Annotated in this window: 19 protein-coding genes, 2 tRNA genes and 1 pseudogene; 13 read left to right on the top strand and 9 right to left on the bottom strand. The window is 58.5% G+C overall.

The features are described 5' to 3' along the window. Window positions 1-214: 214 nt before the first annotated feature. The 4 genes from QP934_RS10210 to gyrA form a co-directional block, all read right to left on the bottom strand. Window positions 215-287, bottom strand: a tRNA-Ala gene (locus QP934_RS10210). 9 nt (window positions 288-296) lie between these two features. Further along, window positions 297-373 (bottom strand) — tRNA-Ile (locus QP934_RS10205). Between the two features lie 162 nt (window positions 374-535). Continuing rightward, entirely contained in the window at window positions 536-874 is a 339-nt protein-coding gene (locus QP934_RS10200) for a DUF3566 domain-containing protein (RefSeq protein WP_049378050.1), read from the bottom strand. Window positions 875-877: 3 nt separating this feature from the next. Next, window positions 878-3,430, bottom strand: coding sequence for a DNA gyrase subunit A (gene gyrA / locus QP934_RS10195; protein ID WP_005326873.1), 2,553 nt, complete (start codon window positions 3,428-3,430; stop codon window positions 878-880). A 79-nt stretch (window positions 3,431-3,509) separates the two neighbouring features. Here gyrA and QP934_RS10190 point away from each other — a divergent pair, with 79 nt between their 5' ends. Genes QP934_RS10190 through QP934_RS10170 form a run of 5 tightly spaced genes read left to right on the top strand, consistent with a single transcriptional unit; the run spans window position 3,510 to window position 6,370 of the window. Next, window positions 3,510-3,731: a CopG family transcriptional regulator gene (locus QP934_RS10190; protein WP_419127463.1), complete on the top strand. Its 222-nt coding sequence runs from the start codon at window positions 3,510-3,512 to the stop codon at window positions 3,729-3,731. A gap of 6 nt (window positions 3,732-3,737) precedes the next feature. After that, window positions 3,738-3,998, top strand: a complete 261-nt coding sequence (locus QP934_RS10185) for a cell filamentation protein Fic (RefSeq protein WP_419127462.1) — start codon at window positions 3,738-3,740, stop codon at window positions 3,996-3,998. A gap of 39 nt (window positions 3,999-4,037) precedes the next feature. Next, complete coding sequence (locus QP934_RS10180; RefSeq protein ID WP_419127461.1) at window positions 4,038-4,394, top strand: hypothetical protein; 357 nt, start codon at window positions 4,038-4,040, stop codon at window positions 4,392-4,394. Window positions 4,395-4,414: 20 nt separating this feature from the next. After that, the gene (locus tag QP934_RS10175) at window positions 4,415-4,852 is read left to right on the top strand and encodes a DUF6918 family protein (protein ID WP_284767234.1); all 438 of its coding nucleotides are present in this window, start codon (window positions 4,415-4,417) and stop codon (window positions 4,850-4,852) included. Between the two features lie 42 nt (window positions 4,853-4,894). Then, window positions 4,895-6,370, top strand: a complete 1,476-nt coding sequence (locus QP934_RS10170) for an MFS transporter (protein ID WP_419127460.1) — start codon at window positions 4,895-4,897, stop codon at window positions 6,368-6,370. Window positions 6,371-6,440: 70 nt separating this feature from the next. Here the strand turns inward: QP934_RS10170 and gyrB are convergent, their stop codons facing one another. The 5 genes from gyrB to dnaA form a co-directional block, all read right to left on the bottom strand. Then, on the bottom strand, window positions 6,441-8,510 hold the full coding sequence (gene gyrB / locus QP934_RS10165) for a DNA topoisomerase (ATP-hydrolyzing) subunit B (protein WP_284811796.1): 2,070 nt from the start codon (window positions 8,508-8,510) through the stop codon (window positions 6,441-6,443). A gap of 157 nt (window positions 8,511-8,667) precedes the next feature. Next, window positions 8,668-9,237: a DciA family protein gene (locus QP934_RS10160; protein ID WP_150850217.1), complete on the bottom strand. Its 570-nt coding sequence runs from the start codon at window positions 9,235-9,237 to the stop codon at window positions 8,668-8,670. Continuing rightward, window positions 9,230-10,405 (bottom strand): DNA replication/repair protein RecF, encoded by a 1,176-nt coding sequence (gene recF, locus QP934_RS10155; RefSeq protein WP_005325992.1) that lies wholly within the window; start codon window positions 10,403-10,405, stop codon window positions 9,230-9,232. The genes QP934_RS10160 and recF overlap by 8 nt, the downstream gene beginning before the upstream one ends. Beyond that, complete coding sequence (dnaN, locus tag QP934_RS10150) at window positions 10,405-11,586, bottom strand: DNA polymerase III subunit beta (RefSeq protein WP_005325994.1); 1,182 nt, start codon at window positions 11,584-11,586, stop codon at window positions 10,405-10,407. Before dnaN ends, recF begins: the two co-directional genes overlap by 1 nt. A 731-nt stretch (window positions 11,587-12,317) precedes the next feature. Beyond that, a complete protein-coding gene (gene dnaA / locus QP934_RS10145; RefSeq protein ID WP_419127459.1) occupies window positions 12,318-13,955 on the bottom strand; it encodes a chromosomal replication initiator protein DnaA in 1,638 nt (545 codons plus the stop codon). A gap of 670 nt (window positions 13,956-14,625) precedes the next feature. Between dnaA and rpmH the strand changes: the two genes are divergently transcribed. The 8 genes and pseudogenes from rpmH to QP934_RS10105 all read left to right on the top strand — a co-directional run. After that, window positions 14,626-14,769 (top strand): 50S ribosomal protein L34, encoded by a 144-nt coding sequence (gene rpmH, locus QP934_RS10140; RefSeq protein ID WP_003847033.1) that lies wholly within the window; start codon window positions 14,626-14,628, stop codon window positions 14,767-14,769. Between the two features lie 3 nt (window positions 14,770-14,772). Further along, window positions 14,773-15,135: a ribonuclease P protein component gene (rnpA, locus tag QP934_RS10135; RefSeq protein ID WP_005326013.1), complete on the top strand. Its 363-nt coding sequence runs from the start codon at window positions 14,773-14,775 to the stop codon at window positions 15,133-15,135. Window positions 15,136-15,182: 47 nt separating this feature from the next. Then, window positions 15,183-15,398, top strand: coding sequence for a membrane protein insertion efficiency factor YidD (gene yidD / locus QP934_RS10130; RefSeq protein ID WP_419127458.1), 216 nt, complete (start codon window positions 15,183-15,185; stop codon window positions 15,396-15,398). A gap of 13 nt (window positions 15,399-15,411) precedes the next feature. Further along, entirely contained in the window at window positions 15,412-16,389 is a 978-nt protein-coding gene (yidC, locus tag QP934_RS10125) for a membrane protein insertase YidC (RefSeq protein ID WP_419127457.1), read from the top strand. Between the two features lie 29 nt (window positions 16,390-16,418). Continuing rightward, a complete protein-coding gene (rsmG, locus tag QP934_RS10120; RefSeq protein WP_284769108.1) occupies window positions 16,419-17,018 on the top strand; it encodes a 16S rRNA (guanine(527)-N(7))-methyltransferase RsmG in 600 nt (199 codons plus the stop codon). 10 nt (window positions 17,019-17,028) lie between these two features. Then, window positions 17,029-17,877, top strand: a complete 849-nt coding sequence (locus QP934_RS10115) for a ParA family protein (RefSeq protein WP_049359071.1) — start codon at window positions 17,029-17,031, stop codon at window positions 17,875-17,877. Window positions 17,878-17,883: 6 nt separating this feature from the next. Then, a complete protein-coding gene (locus QP934_RS10110) occupies window positions 17,884-18,924 on the top strand; it encodes a ParB/RepB/Spo0J family partition protein (protein ID WP_419127456.1) in 1,041 nt (346 codons plus the stop codon). 157 nt (window positions 18,925-19,081) lie between these two features. Next, window positions 19,082-19,443 (top strand): annotated as a pseudogene (locus QP934_RS10105) (transposase); the annotation flags it as partial. Between the last annotated feature and the right edge of the window lie 122 nt (window positions 19,444-19,565).

Below are 19,565 nucleotides of genomic sequence, written 5' to 3'. Positions count from 1 at the left end.
AACAGGACGCCCAGCCCTCTACGACAACGCTATCGACACCGACTACACCCACTCAATCGGCATTCAAAAAGGCCAAATCTAACCCCCGCGACACGCCGAGCCAGACACACATTTTGACCCTTAACCCCTTTTTGACCCTTAACCCGCGCTTGGGAACGACCGCGGAAATAAAAAATGTCCGGCCCCTCCGAAGAGGAAGCCGGACTTCATGCTGTGGAGCATAGGAGAATCGAACTCCTGACCTTCTGCTTGCAAAGCAGATGCTCTACCAATTGAGCTAATGCCCCATTGTTCCGTGGTGGGCCTAGCTGGAATCGAACCAGCGACCTCATCGTTATCAGCGATGCGCTCTAACCGACTGAGCTATAGGCCCTTGTGCGGAACGAGAATTAACTCTACATACTATCCCCGGATTTATACAAATCGCCTGCTCAATGAGCATTTTACGCCATCAAACAAAGGAGAAAGATTCCTGCTGAAGAAAGGAAAATGCCGGCACCCGAAGGTGCCGGCATCCGCTATGGCGAGAGAGGCGCTAGCGGTTGTCTAGGTCGACCCGCAGGCCGCCAAAGACGTCCACGATGGCGTTGTAAATAACCGCCATCAGTGGTGCCAGCAACGTAAGGAGAACGGCGAAAATAACGCCGATGAGCGCGGAGGCGGAGATGATGACACCGAAGGTGACCTCGAATCCGCCGCCCACGCCGCCGACGAGGCTATTGAGCGATTCCCAAATGCCCACCTGGTTCAGGCCGATGTAGAGCAAGCATACGGCCAGCATCCAGGCGATGAGTCCGACGAGTGACAATGCCAGACCAACGCGGAACGCGGAGGTGGGCGAGATTCGCGTAATCGTTACGTCTCGTCGTGCCATTAATTACTCCTCATCCTTGGAAGCATCGCCAGCCTTGTGCTCCTGCTGGACCTCATCCACGGTCTTTTCGCCCTTGGCTACAGCCTGAGCGTCTTCCTCACCATCTTCTTCGACGTTGCGGTCGATGGCAAGCAATTCGACATCGTCAGCCAGGTTCACCAAGCGCACGCCCATGGTCGCACGGGAGGACGGACGAATCTGGTCCACCTCGGTGCGGATGACGCCGCCGGCGGAGGTGATGGCGAAGATCTCGTCATCCTCATCGACGGAGATGGCGCCGATGAGCTTGCCGCGCTTCGGGGTGTACTTGAAGGTCATAACACCCAAGCCGCCGCGGCCCTGCGGGGTGTATTCCTCAATGGCGGTGCGCTTGCCGTAACCACCAGAGGTGGCGACCAGAAGGAACTCGCCATCGTGGACCACGGACATGGATAGCAGCTGGTCATCGCCGCGGAAGCGCATGCCCTTCACACCGGCGGTAGCGCGGCCCATGGGGCGCAGCTGGTCGTCGTCGGCAGTAAAGCGGATAGCCTGGCCCTGCTCGGAGGTAAGCAGGATGTCATCGCCCTCGGAGACGAGCTGTGCGCCGATGAGCGCATCGCCCTCATTGAGGTTGATGGCGATAAGGCCAGCGGAACGTGCGGACTCGTAATCGGTCAGGCGGGACTTCTTCACGCGGCCCTGCTGGGTGGCGAGGACCAGGTAAGGAGCGTCCTCGTAGGACTGAATCTGAATGACCTGCGCGATCTTTTCTTCCGGCTGGAATTCCAGTAGGTTAGCCACGTGCTGGCCGCGTGCGGCGCGACCGCCCTCTGGCAGCTCATAGGCCTTGAGGCGGTAGACGCGGCCGAAGTTGGTAAAGAACAAGATCCAGTCGTGCGTGGAGCAGACGAAGAAGTTCTTCACAATATCGTCCTGCTTGAGCTCAGCGCCGCGCACGCCCTTGCCGCCGCGCTTTTGCGCCTTATAGGAATCCACCTTGGTGCGCTTAGCGTAGCCGGTGGAGGTAATGGTGACCACGACGTTCTCGCGGGCGATGAGGTCCTCGTCGGTGACATCGCCGGTCGCCGGAATAATTTCGGTGCGGCGTTCATCGCCATACTTATCGACGATCTCTGCCAGCTCATCGTGGACAATCTGGCGCTGGCGCTCCTCGCGGGCGAGGATATCCTTCAGGTCGGCGATTTCGCGCTCGATCTCGGCCAACTCGTCGATGATCTTCTGGCGCTCCAGTGCAGCCAGCTTGCGCAGCTGCATGGCGAGGATGGCATCGGCCTGGATATCGTCGACGTCGAGAAGCTCCTTCAAGCCTTCGCGCGCCTCGTCCACGGTGGGCGAACGACGAATAAGGGCGATGACCTCATCCAGCATATCCAGGGCCTTGACCAAACCGCGCAAGATGTGGGCGCGCTTCTCGGCCTCGTTCAAGCGGTACTGGGTACGGCGAACGATGACCTCAATCTGGTGCTCCACGTAGTAGCGCAGCATCTGATCCAGGCGGAGGGTGCGCGGCACGCCGTCAACGATGGAGAGCATGTTGGCGCCGAAGGAGGTCTGCAGCTGGGAGTGCTTGTAGAGGTTATTGAGCACCACGCGAGCCACGGCGTCGCGCTTAAGGGTGACCACGATGCGCATGCCCACGCGGTCGGAGGACTCATCCTCAATCTTGGAAATGCCCGCAATCTTGCCGCTGGCCACGGACTCCGCGATATTGGAGATGAGGTTATCCGGGTTGACCTGGAACGGCAGCTCGGTGATCACGATGGTTTGGCGGGATCCAGACTCCTCGATGGAGGTCACACCGCGCATGCGGATGGAACCGCGGCCGGTGGTGTAGGCATCCTTGATGCCCTGATCGCCCACAATGAGGCCAGCGGTGGGGAAATCCGGGCCCTTGACGCGTTCCATGCAGGCTTCCAGCGCAGCCTCTTCATCGGCGTCTGGGTTATCCAGCATCCAGTAGATGGCCTCGGCCAGCTCATTGAGGTTATGCGGCGGGATATTGGTGGCCATACCCACGGCAATGCCGCCAGAACCGTTCATGAGCAGGTTCGGAACGCGGGACGGCAGGACGTCTGGCTCACTGGTCTTGCCATCGTAGTTGGGCGAGAAGTCCACGGTGTTCTCGCGGATATCGCGCACCATCTCCATGGCCAGCGGGGTGAGCTTACACTCCGTATAACGCATTGCTGCCGGGCCATCGTTACCGCGGGAGCCGAAGTTACCCTGACCATCTACCAGCGGATAGCGCATGTTCCAGGACTGGGCCAGACGCACCAAGGTGTCATAGATGGCGGAGTCACCGTGCGGGTGGAACTGACCCATGGTGTCCGAGACCGGGCGGGCGGACTTCACGTAGCCGCGCTCCGGGCGGTAACCGGAATCGAACATCGCGTAGAGGATACGGCGGTGCACCGGTTTCAGGCCATCGCGCACCTCCGGCAGGGCACGGCCGACGATGACGGACATGGCGTAGTCGATATAACTCGACTCCATCTCCTCATTAATGTCAATGGGAAATATGCGATCAAAAAGATCGTCGTTATTGTCACTCATAACCCCAAATTCTACCCTCTAGCGCCTTTCAGGACTCGAATTGCCGCACGAGTGGTATCACCCTGGTATCACTTGAGGTATGGCGATGACATTGCGGCTTACGGACGAACAGGATCACGCGCTGACGCTGCTGGCCTCCGCGCAGGGCACCTCCAAGCACGAGGCGGTGGTGCGCGCCATCGTTGCGGCTGCAGCCCGCACGCTTGCCGACGCCCACGTGCAGTCCACCGCCCGCGCCCTCCTCCCCGGCCGCGCTGAGCTGGAGGCGGAAATCCGCCGTGCCCGGCCCTCGCAGCCTTAGGTAGTCATGAGCACGGAGCAGCTCTACCTCTTGGCACAAGAGTTTTGTGCACGCTTTAACGTTCGCATCACCAACTTCGCCGCCCTGGCGGCCGCGGCGGCGGCCAGCACCGCCAAGTTAGAAGGAATAGCCATCCACGACAGCCACCGCGATGCTGCCCGTTCCATGGCGGAGGTCTTAGCCCGCGTGCCGGCGCTAAGCGGGTATAACGCAGAGTTTGCAAAGTTCAGCGCACGCGTCTACCTAAGCGTTAAAGAAGTTACCTAAGTTACTGGGGGATAGTGACCCAAGAAAGTAACTACCACCATGTCCCGCTTCAAGAAGATTGCCGCCTCGAGCCTGACCGCCGTGGCGCTAGCTGCCACCGCCGTCACTGCTCCTACCGCCACCGCCGCTGATGCCGATTCCTGGCAGGAGAACGTAAATCCGGACTTTCAGCCGGGCGAGGCCGGTGGTTCCTCTACCGGTTCTTCCCAGCTGGATCTCACTTTGATCACCACCGCAGCGGCTGCTGGCGTCACCGCGCTGGCCGGTGCCGTGGCCCTATACTTCCCTAACGTGGATCTGGAGAAAGCTGCCCGCGATGCTGGCTTAGGCCAGATCGCCGATCAGATTGCTGCCATTCAGGCCACCCTCCCTGGCCTGCCGGGCCAGCCCGCCTAACTCGCGTAAGGTGGTGCAGCATGGCACATCTTTCTGAACTTATGTCAGGTCCGCAGCGCACTGCGGTGATTAGCGATTGCGGCGAGCTGGTTGAGGGGGTCGTCGCCAAGCAATCGGGCATTACCGGCATGGCGCTGAAGGGCGCCGTCGCCGCCGCCAAGAAGGTCGACTCCGCCATCATTACCAAGGCCCTAGGCCGCGTGTTGCCGGATGTCCTGGATGCCCTGGATCCGCACTGGCAGGAATTTTCGGAAAGTTCCGAGCAGGATTTCGGTTCCTTCCTGGAGCCGCGCAGCGCCCAGGTGAGCGATTCCATTATGTCGGTGGCCGATAAGCACGCCCAGCAGATTAACTCCCCCGCGCTGTCTAAGCCTTATAACTCCTTGCGCGGTAAGGCCTCGAAATTCCTCACCCCTGCGGTCCCGGATTTCGGCCGCGTGCTGCAAAAGCACATGTAGCCTCCGCACGCTTGAACCTAAATCAAACCGCAGAGTATAAGTGTGGAAGTGACTACTTCCGCAGCTAACCAGACCGAGTACCCCGCCGGCCAAGATCCCGCCCGCTGGCGGGTGCTTATCGTTTTGCTCACGGCGCTCTTCATGTCCCTGCTGAGCGTGTCCATCGTGAACGTAGCCCTGCCCTCTATTCAATCGGGCCTGGGAGCCTCTGAGTCCGATGTGCAATGGGTACTCTCCGGCTATGCGCTCACCTTTGGTGTCATCCTTGTGGCGGCCGGCCGTGCCGGAGATCTCTTCGGCCGCGGCGGCATCTTTCTAGCAGGCATTGCTATCTATTCCCTCAGCGCCGCCGTCGCCGGCTTTGCCCCCAACGCGGAGGCACTCAACACCGCCCGCTTTATCCAAGGCATAGGCGCTGGGCTACTCAATCCGCAGGGCGTGGGAATGATCCAGCAGTACTTCCGCGGTCCGGAACGCGCCCGCGCCTTCGGCTACTTTGGCTCCACGGTAGGCATCGCTGTGGCTATCGGACCGGTACTGGGCGGCCTGCTCATTCGCCTCGGCGGCGCGGACCTAGGTTGGCGGCTGACCATGCTGGTCAATTTCCCCGTCGGCCTTATTGCCATCATCTTAGGATTACTGTGGTTTCCGCGGCCGCTCTTTTCCCGCGTGCGCGATGAAAATGGCAATAAACTGGGCACCTTCAAGGCCCTTGCCACCCTGGATCCCATCGGTGCGGTGATTCTCGGTGCTGCAGTGTGGGCCATCCTCTTCCCCTTCATGGAATCGTCCGCTTCCCCGGCCGTGTGGTGGCTCCTACTACTGGGCGCCGTCCTCCTTGTGGGATGGGTGCTGTGGGAGCGCCGCCACAAGGCCACCGGCCATCCGCCAATGGTGGATCTCACTATCTTTTCTACCCCAAGCTTTCGCAATGGCACCATCATCGCCACCTTGTGGTTTATGGGTATTACCAGCATTTGGGTGCTCGTGGCACTCTACTTCCAAAGCGGACTCGGACACTCCGCCCTGGCTGCCGGATCCGTAGGCATTCCGGCTGCCTTGTTGAGCTCCATATCTGCCACACTGGCCGGCCGATCCGTTTCCGTTTATGGGCGCAAGGTCGTGGTACTTGGCATGCTGGTGACCATCTTCGGTCTGGTGGCCACAATTGCGCTTATCTGGGCCACCGAGCAGTGGGGAGCCAGCGAATGGTGGATGGTCCTTTCGCTGGCCTTTGTTGGCGGCGGCCAAGGCTCGGTCATCTCCCCCAACCAAACGCTCACCTTGGCGCACGTTCCACAGGCCTACGCCGGATCGTCCGGTGCCGTCCTCCAAACCGGCCAGCGCATTGGTACGGCCATTGGGCTTGCCGTTATTACGGCCATCGTTTTTGCCACCTTGCACGGCACAAGCGCGGACTGGCCGCTGTCCATCATTGCCGGCTTCGGCGTCATCCTCGCCATGTGCCTCGCTTCCCTAGGATTCGCTGTAGCGGATCAGCGCAGCTCCCAGGCCTAGGCCCGGCGCTTTCCGACGCCACAATTAAAGCCCACCGCGGTAAATTCCACGGTGGGCTTCATGCTGCGCTCTAGATATCCAGGAAGCGGACGTCCTTCGCGCGGCGGGTGATGAAGGAGCGGCGAGCCGAGACATCATCACCCATGAGGATGGAGAAGAGCTCATCGGCGCGCTGCGCGTCTTCCAAGTCCACACGGCGCAGGATGCGGGTGCTCGGGTCAAGTGTGGTCTCCCACAGCTCGGCGGCGTTCATCTCGCCCAGACCCTTGTAGCGCTGAATGCCGTCATCTTTGTTGATCTTGCGGTTTTGCTCCAGGCCCTCGGCCAGCAGCTTATCGCGCTCGGCGTCGGAAAAAGCATAGCCCGGAGCACCCTTGGACCACTTGAGCTTGTACAGCGGCGGGTTAGCCAGGAACACGTGGCCATCCTCAACCAGCTGCGGCATGAAGCGGAAGAGCAGGGTCAATAGCAGCGTAGCAATGTGCTGACCGTCAACGTCGGCATCGGCCATAAGCACGATCTTGTCGTAGCGCAGCTTCTTGATATCGAATTCCTCGTGAATGCCGGTACCCAACGCGGTAATAATCGCCTGGACCTCGGCATTCTTGAGCACCTTATCCATGCGGGCCTTCTCCACGTTCAGGATCTTGCCGCGCAGCGGCAGGATGGCCTGGAACATGGAATCGCGGCCACCCTTAGCGGAGCCACCTGCAGAGTCACCCTCCACGATGTAGAGCTCGGAAATCTTCGGATCCTTCGAGCGGCAGTCTGCAAGCTTGCCTGGCAGGCCACCGAGGTCGGTGGCGGACTTGCGGCGCACCATCTCGCGAGCCTTGCGGGCAGCCATGCGGGCATGCGCGGAGGAAACGGCCTTATTGATGATGGCCTTGGCCTCTGCCGGGTTGGCATCGAACCAGTCATTGACGTGCTCGTTGACCGCGCGCTGGACAAAGCCCTTGATCTCGGAATTGCCCAACTTGGTCTTGGTCTGGCCCTCGAACTGCGGATCACCCACCTTGACGGAAATGACGGCCGCCAAGCCTTCGCGGCAGTCATCGCCGGAGAGGTTACCGTCCTTTTCCTTGAGGAGCTTATGCTCCTTGGCGTAGCGGTTCATCAGGGAAGTTAGGGCCGCACGGAAGCCCTCTTCGTGCGTGCCGCCCTCGTGGGTGTTGATGGTATTGGCAAAGGTGTGAACGGACTGCTTATAGCCCTGGTTCCACTGCAGCGCTACCTCTACCTCGTGATCCTCGCCCTTAGCATCGAAGGAAACGATGGTCGGGTGGATCGCGGTCTTGGACTTATTGAGGTACTTGACGTAGTCGGTCAAGCCATCCGGGTAGTGGAAGGTTACCTTCTTGCGGCGCTTCTTTTCTGCCGCAGCGTCCTCCGCCTCGCCGGATTCTTCGTTGAAGGTATCGCCGGCGTCCGGGGCATCATCGAAGGAGGTTTCATCCGCGCTGGTCTCGCCGGATTCTGCATCGGCGATTTCCTCCAGTTCGATCTGCTCTTCGGTGACGCGCTCGTCAATGAGCTCAATGCTCAGGCCCTTGTTCAGGAAGGCCATTTCCTGCAGGCGGCGCGAAATGGTGTCGTAATCGTACTCCGTAGTTTCAAAAACTTCCGGGTCCGCCCAGAAACGAATCTTGGTGCCCGTGCCGCGGGCATTGCCACCCTCAACGAGCTCGTCTGGGATGGCGTTCTGGAAGTTTTGGTACCAGTGCTTGCCGTCGCGCTTAATCTCCGCTTCCACGCGGGTAGAAAGCGCGTTCACCACGGAAATGCCGACACCGTGCAGGCCGCCGGAAACGGCGTAGGAGTCGGAGTCGAACTTACCGCCGGCGTGCAGCTGGGTCATAACCACCTGGACGGTAGGTGCGCCAGAGGCGTGCATTTCTACCGGGATGCCACGGCCATTATCGATGACCTCTACGCCGCCATCTTCCAGCAGCTTGACGGTTACTTTGTCGGCGTAGCCGGCCATGGCCTCATCGACGGAGTTATCAACGATCTCCCAAATGAGGTGGTGCAGGCCGCGCGAACCGGTCGAACCAATGTACATGCCGGGGCGCTTACGGACGGCCTCGAGGCCCTCCAGGATCGTAATTGACCCGGCATCATATGCGTGTTCTTCAGCCACGGATTCGTGCTCTCCTTTTGGCTATAGCTAATTCTAAGACCTTGACTATTCTACACGGATACCCCCTACTGAAAGACACCCCACACCCGTGAGAGATAGGAATCTGGGGCGCTCTGAGGTTATTTACGTTGTGCAGTTCTGAGTAAACCTCAGCCTATTAGCCGTATGTATCTTGTGATCCTTGCGGTTTGACCCACTGCCGCCCCTCATAATTGCGCCTTTGTTTCGGCCCGTGAATCCGCAGTTCCACAATGACATCGGGGCCTAGGCGGTCAGAGATTTTCCGCAGGATTTGGCGCTGCAGGTAGCGCAGCTCCGTTGCCCAGGTGGAGTTATCGCAGGATACATAGACAATCTTGTCTTTAATCCGCTGCGGCTGCGTATGCGCGGCAATGCGCTCGCCCACCAGATGCTCCCAATTGCCCATCACCCAGCCATTAGCCAGATCATGCTCCCACCCACGATTGACCACCTCGCGGTTAATTTGGGATCCCAGGCTCGGCACGGCCAGGGTGCGCCGCTTCTTCCTGCCATCCGGGCCAGTGGGTAAGCCCCGTTGATAGCCCATATACCCCTGCTTTTGCGCCTTCTCCAGCGAGGGCACCGGCATCTTCGGCACCGGGCGGGTCAGCTTCGGCGGGTTTTTGGAGGTGGACCGGACCAGCTTGAAGTACTGGGTGACGGGATCGATGCGCTGCTTGCCGACGCCCCCTTGATCCTCACTCATTCCCTTCACCTTCCTCGGCGCTGAGCTTGGAAATGCGACCGGTCTCGGTATCTTCTACGCTCACGCGGTAGCGCACGATGGGTTCCAAGTTTCCGGGCAAATCCTCATCCACGGCCGCGGTGATGAGCACCTGCTCGGCCTCGGCGGCCAAGTGAACCAGCTGCTTGCGGCGCTTGGCATCGAGCTCGGCAAAGACATCGTCCAAGATGAGCACCGGATCGGATCCTCCCTCTTGGCGCAGGAGGTTGAATTCCGCCAGGCGCAGCGCGATGGCATAAGACCACGTCTCGCCGTGGCTGGCAAAGCCCTTGGCCGGCTGATCGCCCAGGTTAAGCACCAGATCGTCGCGGTGCGGACCCACCAGGGAAATGCCGCGTTCGATCTCGCGCTGCCGGGCGGCGGCCAACTCGGTGAGCAGCACGGCCTCTAGCACCTCGCGATCGGAGGTATCGATCGTGGACTTATACTCCACGTGCGCCGGCCGCGATTCTGGCGCTAGGCCGGAATAGGCGGCGGGGATGTGGTCCAAGAGGGCGTCGACAAGCGCAAGGCGTGCGGCGATCACCTGGGCGCCGAGCCGGGCGAGCTGCGCATCCCAGGTATCCAAGGTGGCTAACGCAGCGGCGCCATCGCTATCGGAATAGCCGCGGCGCAGGCTGCCGGAGGCCGATTTCAGCAGGGCATTGCGTTGCTTGAGCACCTTGTCGTAGTCGGCCTTCACGCCTGCTAGGCGCGGAGTCCGCGAGGCAATGATGCTATCGAGATAGGCGCGGCGCCCGGCCGGCTCCCCGCGCACCAGGGCCAAGTCCTCCGGGGAAAAGAGCACGGTTTTTACCACGCCCAGCAACTCACGAGGGCTGCGCAGGCGGGTGCGATTAATCTGCGCTTGGTTGGCCGCGTGGGGCTTAATCAGCAAATGGGTAGTAAGCTCGCGGCCTTGGTTCACCGCGGTAATGGATACCCGCGCGCTGTCCGCGCCCTGGCGCACCAGCGGTGCATCGTGGGAAACGCGGTGGGAAGAAAGGTGGGCGGTATAGCCTATGGCCTCGACGATATTGGTTTTGCCAAAGCCATTGCGCCCGACAAAAAGGGTGATCCCCGGCCCTAGCTGCACATTAAGTTCGGGCCACGAGCGAAAATCCCGAACATCGAGATCCCTGACGTACATTAGCCCGGCAGGCGAACCGGCATGAGCAGGTAGGTGAAGTTGGTCTCCGGCGTGGGGAAGTTGCCATCTTCATCGGCCTCAGGCAGCTCTTCCGGTTCTGGGATCATGATGGCTGGGCGCGAAGGCTCGGTAAAGCCGAAGACCACGCGGTCGGTATTGATGACGCCCAAGCCATCCTTGAGGTAGCCCGGATTGAAGGCGATGAGGAATTCATCGCGGCCATGGAACGCACACGGCAGGGTCTCCGTCGCGTTACCAGCATCCGCACCGGCGGAAAGGGTCACCTGACCATCGGCGAATTCCATCCGAATCTGCGCGTTGCGATCCGTCAGCAAAGACACGCGGCGAATTGCTTCCTGCAGCGGGGCGACCTCAATGGAGGCAATATTGGTGTGGTTCTTCGGCAGCAGGGGTTGCACATTAGGGAAGTCCGCATCCAGCATGCGCGTGGTGGTCTCGCGATTATCCGCGTGCAGGCCAAAGAGACCATCGGCACCAATATTGTCATCGGTTCCCACAGCGATTTCCACTGGGATATTTAGGTGCGGATCCAAGGAACGACCGGTTTCCTGCAGGGTCTTCGCAGGTACCAAGAGTTTCGCTTCTACATCTGGCGACTTCGGCTCCCATTCCAAGGTGCGCATAGCCAGGCGGAAGCGGTCCGTTGCCGTCATCTCAATGTCCTTGCCACGGATATCCATGTGCACACCGGTGAGCATGGGCAAGGTGTCATCCTTGCCGGCCGCAGCGGCGACCTGGTGGATGGCCTCGACGAAGAGCTGTGGCTGGATGGTGCCGGTAACCTCCGGCAGGACCGGGAGCTGCGGGTAATCATCCAGAGGAATCAGTGGCAGCTCAAAGCGGGAAGAACCACAAGTGACCAGGGCCTTGGAATCTACCTGGGAGATCTCCACTTCCTTATTGGGCAGGGAAGCAACGATGTCAGAGAGGAGCTTGCCGGCTACCGCGATCTGTCCGGGTTCATCTACCATTCCGGCGATTCGGACGCGGGTGGACACCTCGTAATCGAAGCCAGTGAACTCAAGACCATTGTCATCCGCGGTGATCAGCATCGCGCGGAGTACAGGCTGGGTGACCTTCGACGGCAGGCTACGAGCAACCCACGCTACGGCGTTGGCAAGGTCATCTTTGGCCACGCGAAATGACACGGCTTCATCCATGGTGCGAAGAGCTCCTCTGGGGCAAGTAGGAAATTTGTTACTTACAAAAGACTGGCTTCCAACTTACCGCATCGGGCGCGGTGCGCCACAACGTGTAATTCTATCTTTTCCTGCCCGATCCGCGCCTGGCCGAAGGCAGGCCGGGTCGAATTCCACACACCCTCTTTCTTCTATACAGATCAGAGAAATAATTTAGTAGTAGTAATAAGCGCTGTGGGATCTGTGGGTAACTAGGTAAATGACAAGTTCAGGACACAGATCCGGGGTGTGCCAATTCTTGTGATCTTGCTGTGATCAATCGGGGCGAAATGTGGACAACTAACGGGATCGCCGTTTTATCCACAGGTTTTGTCATTTGATCACCGGTCTACACACAGCGCTGATCACAGGGTGGTTCTCCCAGCATAGAGCCTGTGGAATTTAAAACTGTGAGTAAGATCTACGAATTACAAAGGTGGAATTACACAAGTGTGAATAACGCTGTGGATAACTTTTTCGCAGTTAAGGGAGTACTTTTCGCGGACCTTCTGGGTTCTTTGTGGAATTACACGAAGGTGTAGGCGGCTGTGTGGACGGTTTGAACCAGGTTTCGGCGTCTCAGTCAAGAATCTCTGATCTGGTAGTTCTGATCTCACCTTTAAGTAGTCCGAGCAGAATCCGCGAAGTGACAAAGGGCAGACAAAAGCGCCCTCCTTTATATAAGGAAGGCGCTGAAGCAGCGGTAGAGAAGTTTAGGCGCGACCGCGATTCTTGATGCGCTGGGTGAGCGCCTGGATCTCGTCGTAAGTATTGCGCTTTTCAGTCATCTCTTTGCGGATCTTGCGATCCGCGTAAATAACGGTGGTGTGATCCTTGCCGCCGAATTGCTCACCGATCTTGGGAAGGGATAGCTCCGTGAGCTCGCGGCACAGATACATAGCCAACTGGCGTGCATGCGCCACCGCACGCTTTTTGCCAGCCCCGCGCAGAGTCTCTACATCAATATCGAAGAATTCTGCCGTGACCTCCATGATCGAGGTAGCGGTGATTTGCCGATCGGCGGAATCTGGGGCCAAATCGCGCAGTGCGATTTCTGCCATCTCCACGTTGATTGGCTCATTCACCAACGAGGAATAGGCCGAAACGCGAATCAGTGCGCCCTCGAGCTCACGAATGGATGACTCAAAACGAGAGGCAATGAGCTCAAGCACGGAGCGATCCACTTCGGTGCCGTCATTGGCCGCCTTCTTCATCAAAATCGCGATACGCGTTTCTAGATCTGGCGGCTGAATATCGGTGATAAGACCGCCTTCAAAGCGGGTGCGGAGGCGATCTTCCAGCGTGGTTAGCTGTTTCGGTGGGCGGTCCGAAGACAAAATGATCTGCTTATTGGCTTGGTGCAGCGCATTGAAAGTATGGAAGAACTCTTCTTGGGTGGATTCTTTGCCTTCCAAGAACTGGATGTCATCGACCATCAAAATGTCGAGATTGCGGTAGCGCCGCTTGAATGATTCCTGACGGTCATCGCGCAGGGAATTAATATAGTCATTCGTGAATTCTTCCGAAGACACATACTTCACGCGCAGACCCGGATGTAGTACCTGGGCGTAATTGCCGGCGGCATGCAAAAGGTGCGTTTTACCCAGCCCAGAGCCACCCCAGATAAATAGTGGGTTGTATGCACGGGCGGGATTCTCGGCCACAGCCACAGCGGCACCATTGGCAAAACGATTCGAAGAACCGATCACGAAGCTATCGAAGGTGTGCTTCGGATTGAGGGAAGTTTCACGGTTGGGATCGTGCGCCGGGGCCTCGCGCGGGATGCGGGCAGAATTGGTGGCAGCACCGGAGAAATTTCCCGCGGATTCGGCCTGCTGTTGGTTATAGTGCTGGGCCAGCTCATCCAGGCTTGCAGGGGCGTGACTCGACTGCCAATTGTTCTGAGAAGGGGCCTGCTGTGCAGCGGCATCCGTTTGCTGCGGGCGCGGAATGTAGTTCTGGGTAGATTCCGTGTTCTGCAGTGGTTGCGCTTGAGGCGGTTGCTGTTGTTGAGGGGGTGTTGCCTGTGGTGCAGGGTCCGCGGCCGGTGGCTGTGGCTCTTGCGGGGTGGCAAGGGTAACCGCAAAGGAACATGGCCGGCCTAGGTGACGGGTTAATGCCTTGGCAATGTGCTCGCCCAACTCATTTTCGACCACATTTTTGGCATCCAGGTTTTCGGCGGCAACGAGGGTGTAGCCCTCAACCATCATGATGGGGCGAACTAGTTGGAGGTAAAGGCGCTGTGAGTGCGAAAAACTGGGGACCTCGGAATTGGGTTGCTCGGATTGTGCGAGCAGGTCATCAACGACCGCGCGCCAAACGGCATGCAGGTTCGCTTGTGGGTCAGTCACAACAGGCTACCTTTGTGGAATTTAGTCGGGGACGGGTGGACATTGAATAACAATTTTCACTGCGGATTCCACCGTGGTTTTCACATCGGTTTTTATCGAGTCACCTCGATCTCCACAGAGTTATCCACAGGTGTGGATTAAATAGTTATTCACAGCTTAGTTCATGACTGTGGATAACTCTTCATTGGTCAGTTTATGGCCCTATGCTGCGGAAACTACAAAAGTCTCAAGCGTTGATTTAGAGTTATCCACATGACCGGTTGGGCTGTGGAATTTGATTCTTCTGTTCTACCGCCGACACGGCGGGTGTGTCTAGCGAGAAAAATTCACCACCCGGGTGTGGGTTGGGGTGGGTCTTACTGCGTGATGGATTAGGTGCAGCAAGAGCGCAGAATCTGGCCCTCTAGCTGCAGGAAAAAACATTTATGTAATTTCGGGTGTACCCGGGTGTCGATTTGTTCCCAGCGGCAGAAATCACGTAATCTGGCATGGTCTATTGCAACAAAGAGTTGCGCGTGAAAGTGGCAGCGTCACCTCGCACCGGCTGGGCCCGTCGGCTCGCCGTGCACCGGAGAGACTGTGATGCGTCAGGTTCATGGAATCTATTCATCAGTGGGCGTGCCGCTGCATCGCGGTGGTGTGCCTACGCACAACTTCAAGGAGAATTAACGTGGCAAAGGGTAAGCGCACGTTCCAGCCGAACAACCGTCGTCGTGCTCGCAAGCACGGCTTCCGCACCCGCATGAGCACTCGTGCAGGTCGCGCCATTGTTGCAGCTCGTCGCAAGAAGGGCCGCGCAAAGCTGACTGCATAAGTTATGCTTCCAGCCCAGCACAAGCTCACGTCGCCGACGCAATTTCGGCGCACGATGAAGGGTAGTCGCCGGGCGGGCACTCGTACGGTCGTCGTGCATGCGCGCGACAACGCAGGTACGGACAAGGCAGCCGATATCGCCGCCACTGGGCCGCGATTTGGGCTGATTGTTTCTAAAGCCGTCGGGAATGCAGTGGTTCGCCACCGCACCTCCCGGCGGCTTCGCCATGTGTGCATGACATTCATTCCCAAGCTGCCTGCCAGCGTGGACGTTGTCATCCGTGCCTTGCCCGCCAGCGCCACTGCTAGCAGTGAGCAATTAGAAAAAGATCTTGCCAAAGCACTGCGCAAGCAATGGGATATCTAAATTCCCGCGGGGAGGAAATTCCCCCAGCCAGAGAATTGGCCAAACCAATGGTCAAAGTGGTTCGTTTCTACCAAAAGCATGTCTCTGGCCTTAAGATGGTATCGACCTGTCGGTTCGAGCCGACATGCAGTGCTTATGCCCTAGAGGCGCTTTCTCAACACGGCGCAATCAAGGGTACGGCGATGGCAATAGCCAGGGTCTGCAAATGCGGCCCCTGGCATCCGGGCGGATTCGATCCGGTCCCGGTTACCAACAACAATTGAGGATTAAACACTCGTGCTTAATTTCATTTACTGGCCAATTTCGGCCGTTTTGTGGTTCTGGCACTGGCTGCTGTCCCTCGTAATGGACCCTGCCTGGGGCATTACCTGGATTCTGGCCATTGTGCTGTTGACCTGGACGCTTAAGGCACTAATGGTCAAGCCGACAATTAGCCAAATTCGTTCCTCGCGCAAGATGCAGGAAATCCAGCCTAAGGTGCAGGAAATCCGCGCGAAGTACGGTAATGACCAAACCAAGGCCGCGCAGGAAATGCAGAAGGTCTACAAGGAGTCCGGCGTTCGTCCGATGGCCGGCTGCCTGCCGGTCTTCGTGCAGATTCCAATGTTCGTTGGTTTGTTCCACGTTCTGCGCTCCTTCGACCGCACCGTCGCTGTGGCCGGTGGTATTGGCCACCCCAGTGGCGATCCGATGTCCGTTGAGGAAAACGCCAATACCGCGAACTACATCTTTAAGCCGGAACTGGTCCAGCAGTTCCTAGACGCCAAGATCTTTGATGTTCCGCTGGTGACCAACCTGCGCTTGAACTCGCCGATTGTAGAGGGCGTCACTACCAGCCAGGCAGCTGTCATCATCGTTCCGATGATTGCCATCATTGCGGTCATGACGCACTTTAACGCCCGCATGAGCCTGAACCGCCAGGAGCAGCGGCGTGCCGCTGGTAAGACCCAGGCGCCACAGGGCCAGAATGCGGAAATGATGCAGCAGCAAATGGCCATGATGTCCAAGATGATGCTGTGGGTCATGCCAGCCATGCTGGTCTTCTCCGGCTCCATCTGGCCGATTGGTTTGCTGTTCTACATGATGGCCAATACGGTCTGGACCTTCTTCCAAACCCGCATCGTCTATGCCAAGATGGACCGCGAGGAAGAAGAGGAGGAAGCCGCTAAGGTTGAGGCCAAGCGCACTTCCGCGCCTAAGCCGGGTGCCCGCAAGAAGGACAACCGCACCAAGAAACAGCGCAAAAACAAATAAACACGGAGGAGAACCCCATCGTGTCCGAGATGGACCCGTCAGTAGTATTCGGCTCCCGCTTGCCCCTCGCGCAGGCTTACCATGATTCGCTCGCTACCGACGGGTCCACTCGTGGTTTTATAGGCCCCCGTGAGGTGCCACGCTTGTGGGAGAGGCACATTATTAACTGCGCCGTCGTCAAGCAGGCAATCCCGGAGGGTGCCACGGTTATCGACGTCGGCTCGGGGGCCGGATTGCCCGGCATTCCGCTGGCCATTGCACGCCCGGACCTGCAGATCACCCTGATCGAGCCGCTGCTTAAGCGCTATAACTATCTCAACGAAGTCGTAGAAGAGCTAGGCCTAGACAACGTGACGGTGCTGCGTGGCCGTGCCGAGGAAGGCCCAATTAAAAAGGCGGTGGCAGGAGCAGACGTGGTCACCTCCCGCGCGGTCGCACCGCTGGGCAAGCTGGCGAAATGGTCGCTGCCGCTCGTGCGCAAGGGTGGTGAAATGATCGCGCTGAAGGGTTCTTCGGTACACGAGGAACTGGAACGCGATGCTGCTGAGATTAAGAAGGCCGGCGGTGGAAAGGCCGAGGTCAGCACCATCGAGGGAACCACGATCATTCGTGTCCCGCGCGTGAACTAAAGTAGACGGCATGACTAATCCGCGCCTTATCACCATTGCTAACCAGAAAGGCGGCGTAGGCAAAACCACCTCCGCCGCCAACTTGGCCGCAGCGCTAGCCACAGAGGGCAAAAAAGTGCTGGTGATCGACCTCGACCCGCAGGGAAACGCCTCCACGGCCATGGGCGCGGAACATAATTCTGGCACCGATTCCAGCTATGAGGTGCTCCTCGGAGACTGCACCGCCGAGAAGGCTATGCAGGCCTCCTCGCACAACGAGAATCTTTTTTGCATCCCCGCCACCATTGATCTGGCTGGCGCAGAGATCGAAATGGTCTCCTTGGTACGCCGCGAATTTCGGCTCTATGACGCCCTGCATAATGGCTTCCTTGAAGAGCATGGTTTTGAATATGTCTTCATTGATTGCCCGCCATCACTTGGCTTGCTCACCATCAATGCGATGACCTGCGCTGAAGAGGTCATCATCCCGATTCAATGCGAGTATTACGCGCTGGAGGGCGTGGGCCAGCTGCTGGGCAATATCTCCATGATTCGCGAGCATCTCAACGAGGATCTGCATATTTCCGCCGTGCTGCTGACCATGTATGACGCTCGTACACGTTTGGCCGAGGATGTGGCAGATAACGTCCGCGAACAGTTTGGCGCCGTGGTGCTGGCCAATGTTATCCCGCGCTCCGTGCGCGTTTCTGAGGCACCGGGGTACGGTACTACGGTTATTGATTACGCGCCCTCGTCCACCGGTGCCCGCGCGTACCTTGCGGCGGCACGCGAGCTTGACCGGCGTGGCGATTACCGCCCGCACCCGACCACCGGGGCGATTGGTGTGAGCCCAGAGATTTACGCGGAATTGGAAGGATAGGAACTCATGGCAGAACAGAAGCAAGGCGGCCTTGGCAAAGGCCTAGCCGCACTCATCCCGTCCGGTCCTGATGCCCCTACCCGCAAGCCGCGCCTGGGAGATTCCGCCGCGGATATTATTTTGGGTAATTCCACCCCGCAGCCGGGCCGGAAGGGTGGTGAAGGCAAGCGCGTAAAGGGCGCTCCCACCATTCAGCAGGGTTCTGGCTCTAGGTCCTCCAAGAAGCGCCAGGCCACCCCGGCTCCTATCGGTGCGACCTATCGTGAGATTTCCATCGGGGATATCATCCCCAACCCGAAGCAGCCGCGCACGGTCTTCGACGAGGATGAACTCGGCGAGCTCGTCCACTCGATCCGCGAGTTTGGTCTGTTGCAGCCCGTGGTCGTTCGTCCATCCGTGGAAGGTGGCTTCGAGCTCATCATGGGTGAGCGTCGTTGGCGTGCTTCCTCCAAGGCGGGCCTGGCCACGATTCCGGCCATCGTGCGCGATACCAAGGACGACAACCTGCTGCGCGATGCCCTGCTGGAGAACATTCACCGCGTACAGCTCAACCCCTTGGAAGAAGCGCACGCCTACCAACAGCTGCTAGAAGAGTTCGGTGTTACCCAGAACGAGCTAGCGGATCGCATTGGCCGTTCGCGCCCACAGGTGACCAATATGCTGCGCCTGCTCAAGCTGCCGGTAGAGGTACAAAAGCGCGTAGCTGCAGGTACCTTATCTGCCGGCCACGCGCGTGCCCTATTGTCCTTGGATGACGCCGAGGCCATGGAATACATTGCCAACCGCATCATCGCGGAGGGGCTGTCCGTGCGCGCCACCGAGGAAGCAGTCACCCTCTACAAGCGTGATGGCAAACCGGCTGAAACTAGGAAGAAGCAGCCAGCGCCGCAGCCGCAGTACTTCACCGATTCCGCTGAGCGGCTGTCCGATCGCTTCGATACCAAGGTCACCGTGACCATGGGCAAGCGCAAAGGAAAGATGGTCGTGGAATTCGGCGACCAAGAAGATTTCGAGCGCATCATGTCCCTGATGGAGCTAGGTAGTTAGGCCATATTTAAGTCGCATCGAGTTGTGTAGCGGTTGCGTCCTTTAGTGTGGTGTATCTGTTGCCTGGGTGAAGCCTCGTTTCGGTGCGCATAAAGGCGACCACCGCGGGTACCTTTCGAATCAACTCTTACCTATCCTCGAAAGGAAGTGTCCCGCGATGGCCACTGACCCTATTCATATCGATCCGACCGCGTATCTGAAAGAACTGATCACTCAGGCTTCCCCTGACTTGATGCGCCAGGTGCTACAAACTTCATCGACCAGATCCTCTCGGCTTAAGTAGATAGTGTTTGCGGCGCCGATTACCCCACAGTCTCTCCTCAACGGCCTAATACCCGCAACGGCTACCGCCACCGCAGGCTCGAAACCCGCGTTTGCTCGCTTGATATTTCTATCCCGAAGCTGCGTAGCGGGGCACTCTTCTTTAAATGGCTCCTAGAACGGCGTAACCGAACCGAACGAGCTCTAACTACCGTGATAGCGACGTGTTATCTCAAAGGGGTCTCCACTAGGGGCATGAAGCGTCCTGGGTTTAGTTCCGCTTCTTTTACGGCCCTGTGTTGATGGGCTGGGTGAGATAGTACTCGGTTTCTACTTCCTGTGGGGTGGCGTAGTCCAATGCTTCGTGAAGTCGCTTAGTG

The sequence above is a fragment of the Corynebacterium sp. MSK122 genome, assembly GCF_030229435.2.
Taxonomy (GTDB): Bacteria; Actinomycetota; Actinomycetes; order Mycobacteriales; family Mycobacteriaceae; genus Corynebacterium; species Corynebacterium marquesiae.
Note: the sequence above shows the minus strand (reverse complement) of the source record. Positions and strands in the feature narration are given on the sequence as shown.

Coding starts and splice junctions, on each gene's coding strand:
- QP934_RS10200 (WP_049378050.1), bottom strand. CDS start 874: ATGGCACGACGAGACGTAACGATTACGCGAATCTCGCCCACCTCCGCG.
- gyrA (WP_005326873.1), bottom strand. CDS start 3,430: ATGAGTGACAATAACGACGATCTTTTTGATCGCATATTTCCCATTGAC.
- QP934_RS10190 (WP_419127463.1), top strand. CDS start 3,510: ATGGCGATGACATTGCGGCTTACGGACGAACAGGATCACGCGCTGACG.
- QP934_RS10185 (WP_419127462.1), top strand. CDS start 3,738: ATGAGCACGGAGCAGCTCTACCTCTTGGCACAAGAGTTTTGTGCACGC.
- QP934_RS10180 (WP_419127461.1), top strand. CDS start 4,038: ATGTCCCGCTTCAAGAAGATTGCCGCCTCGAGCCTGACCGCCGTGGCG.
- QP934_RS10175 (WP_284767234.1), top strand. CDS start 4,415: ATGGCACATCTTTCTGAACTTATGTCAGGTCCGCAGCGCACTGCGGTG.
- QP934_RS10160 (WP_150850217.1), bottom strand. CDS start 9,237: ATGAGTGAGGATCAAGGGGGCGTCGGCAAGCAGCGCATCGATCCCGTC.
- recF (WP_005325992.1), bottom strand. CDS start 10,405: ATGTACGTCAGGGATCTCGATGTTCGGGATTTTCGCTCGTGGCCCGAA.
- dnaN (WP_005325994.1), bottom strand. CDS start 11,586: ATGGATGAAGCCGTGTCATTTCGCGTGGCCAAAGATGACCTTGCCAAC.
- rnpA (WP_005326013.1), top strand. CDS start 14,773: ATGCTTCCAGCCCAGCACAAGCTCACGTCGCCGACGCAATTTCGGCGC.
- yidD (WP_419127458.1), top strand. CDS start 15,183: ATGGTCAAAGTGGTTCGTTTCTACCAAAAGCATGTCTCTGGCCTTAAG.
- rsmG (WP_284769108.1), top strand. CDS start 16,419: ATGGACCCGTCAGTAGTATTCGGCTCCCGCTTGCCCCTCGCGCAGGCT.
- QP934_RS10115 (WP_049359071.1), top strand. CDS start 17,029: ATGACTAATCCGCGCCTTATCACCATTGCTAACCAGAAAGGCGGCGTA.
- QP934_RS10110 (WP_419127456.1), top strand. CDS start 17,884: ATGGCAGAACAGAAGCAAGGCGGCCTTGGCAAAGGCCTAGCCGCACTC.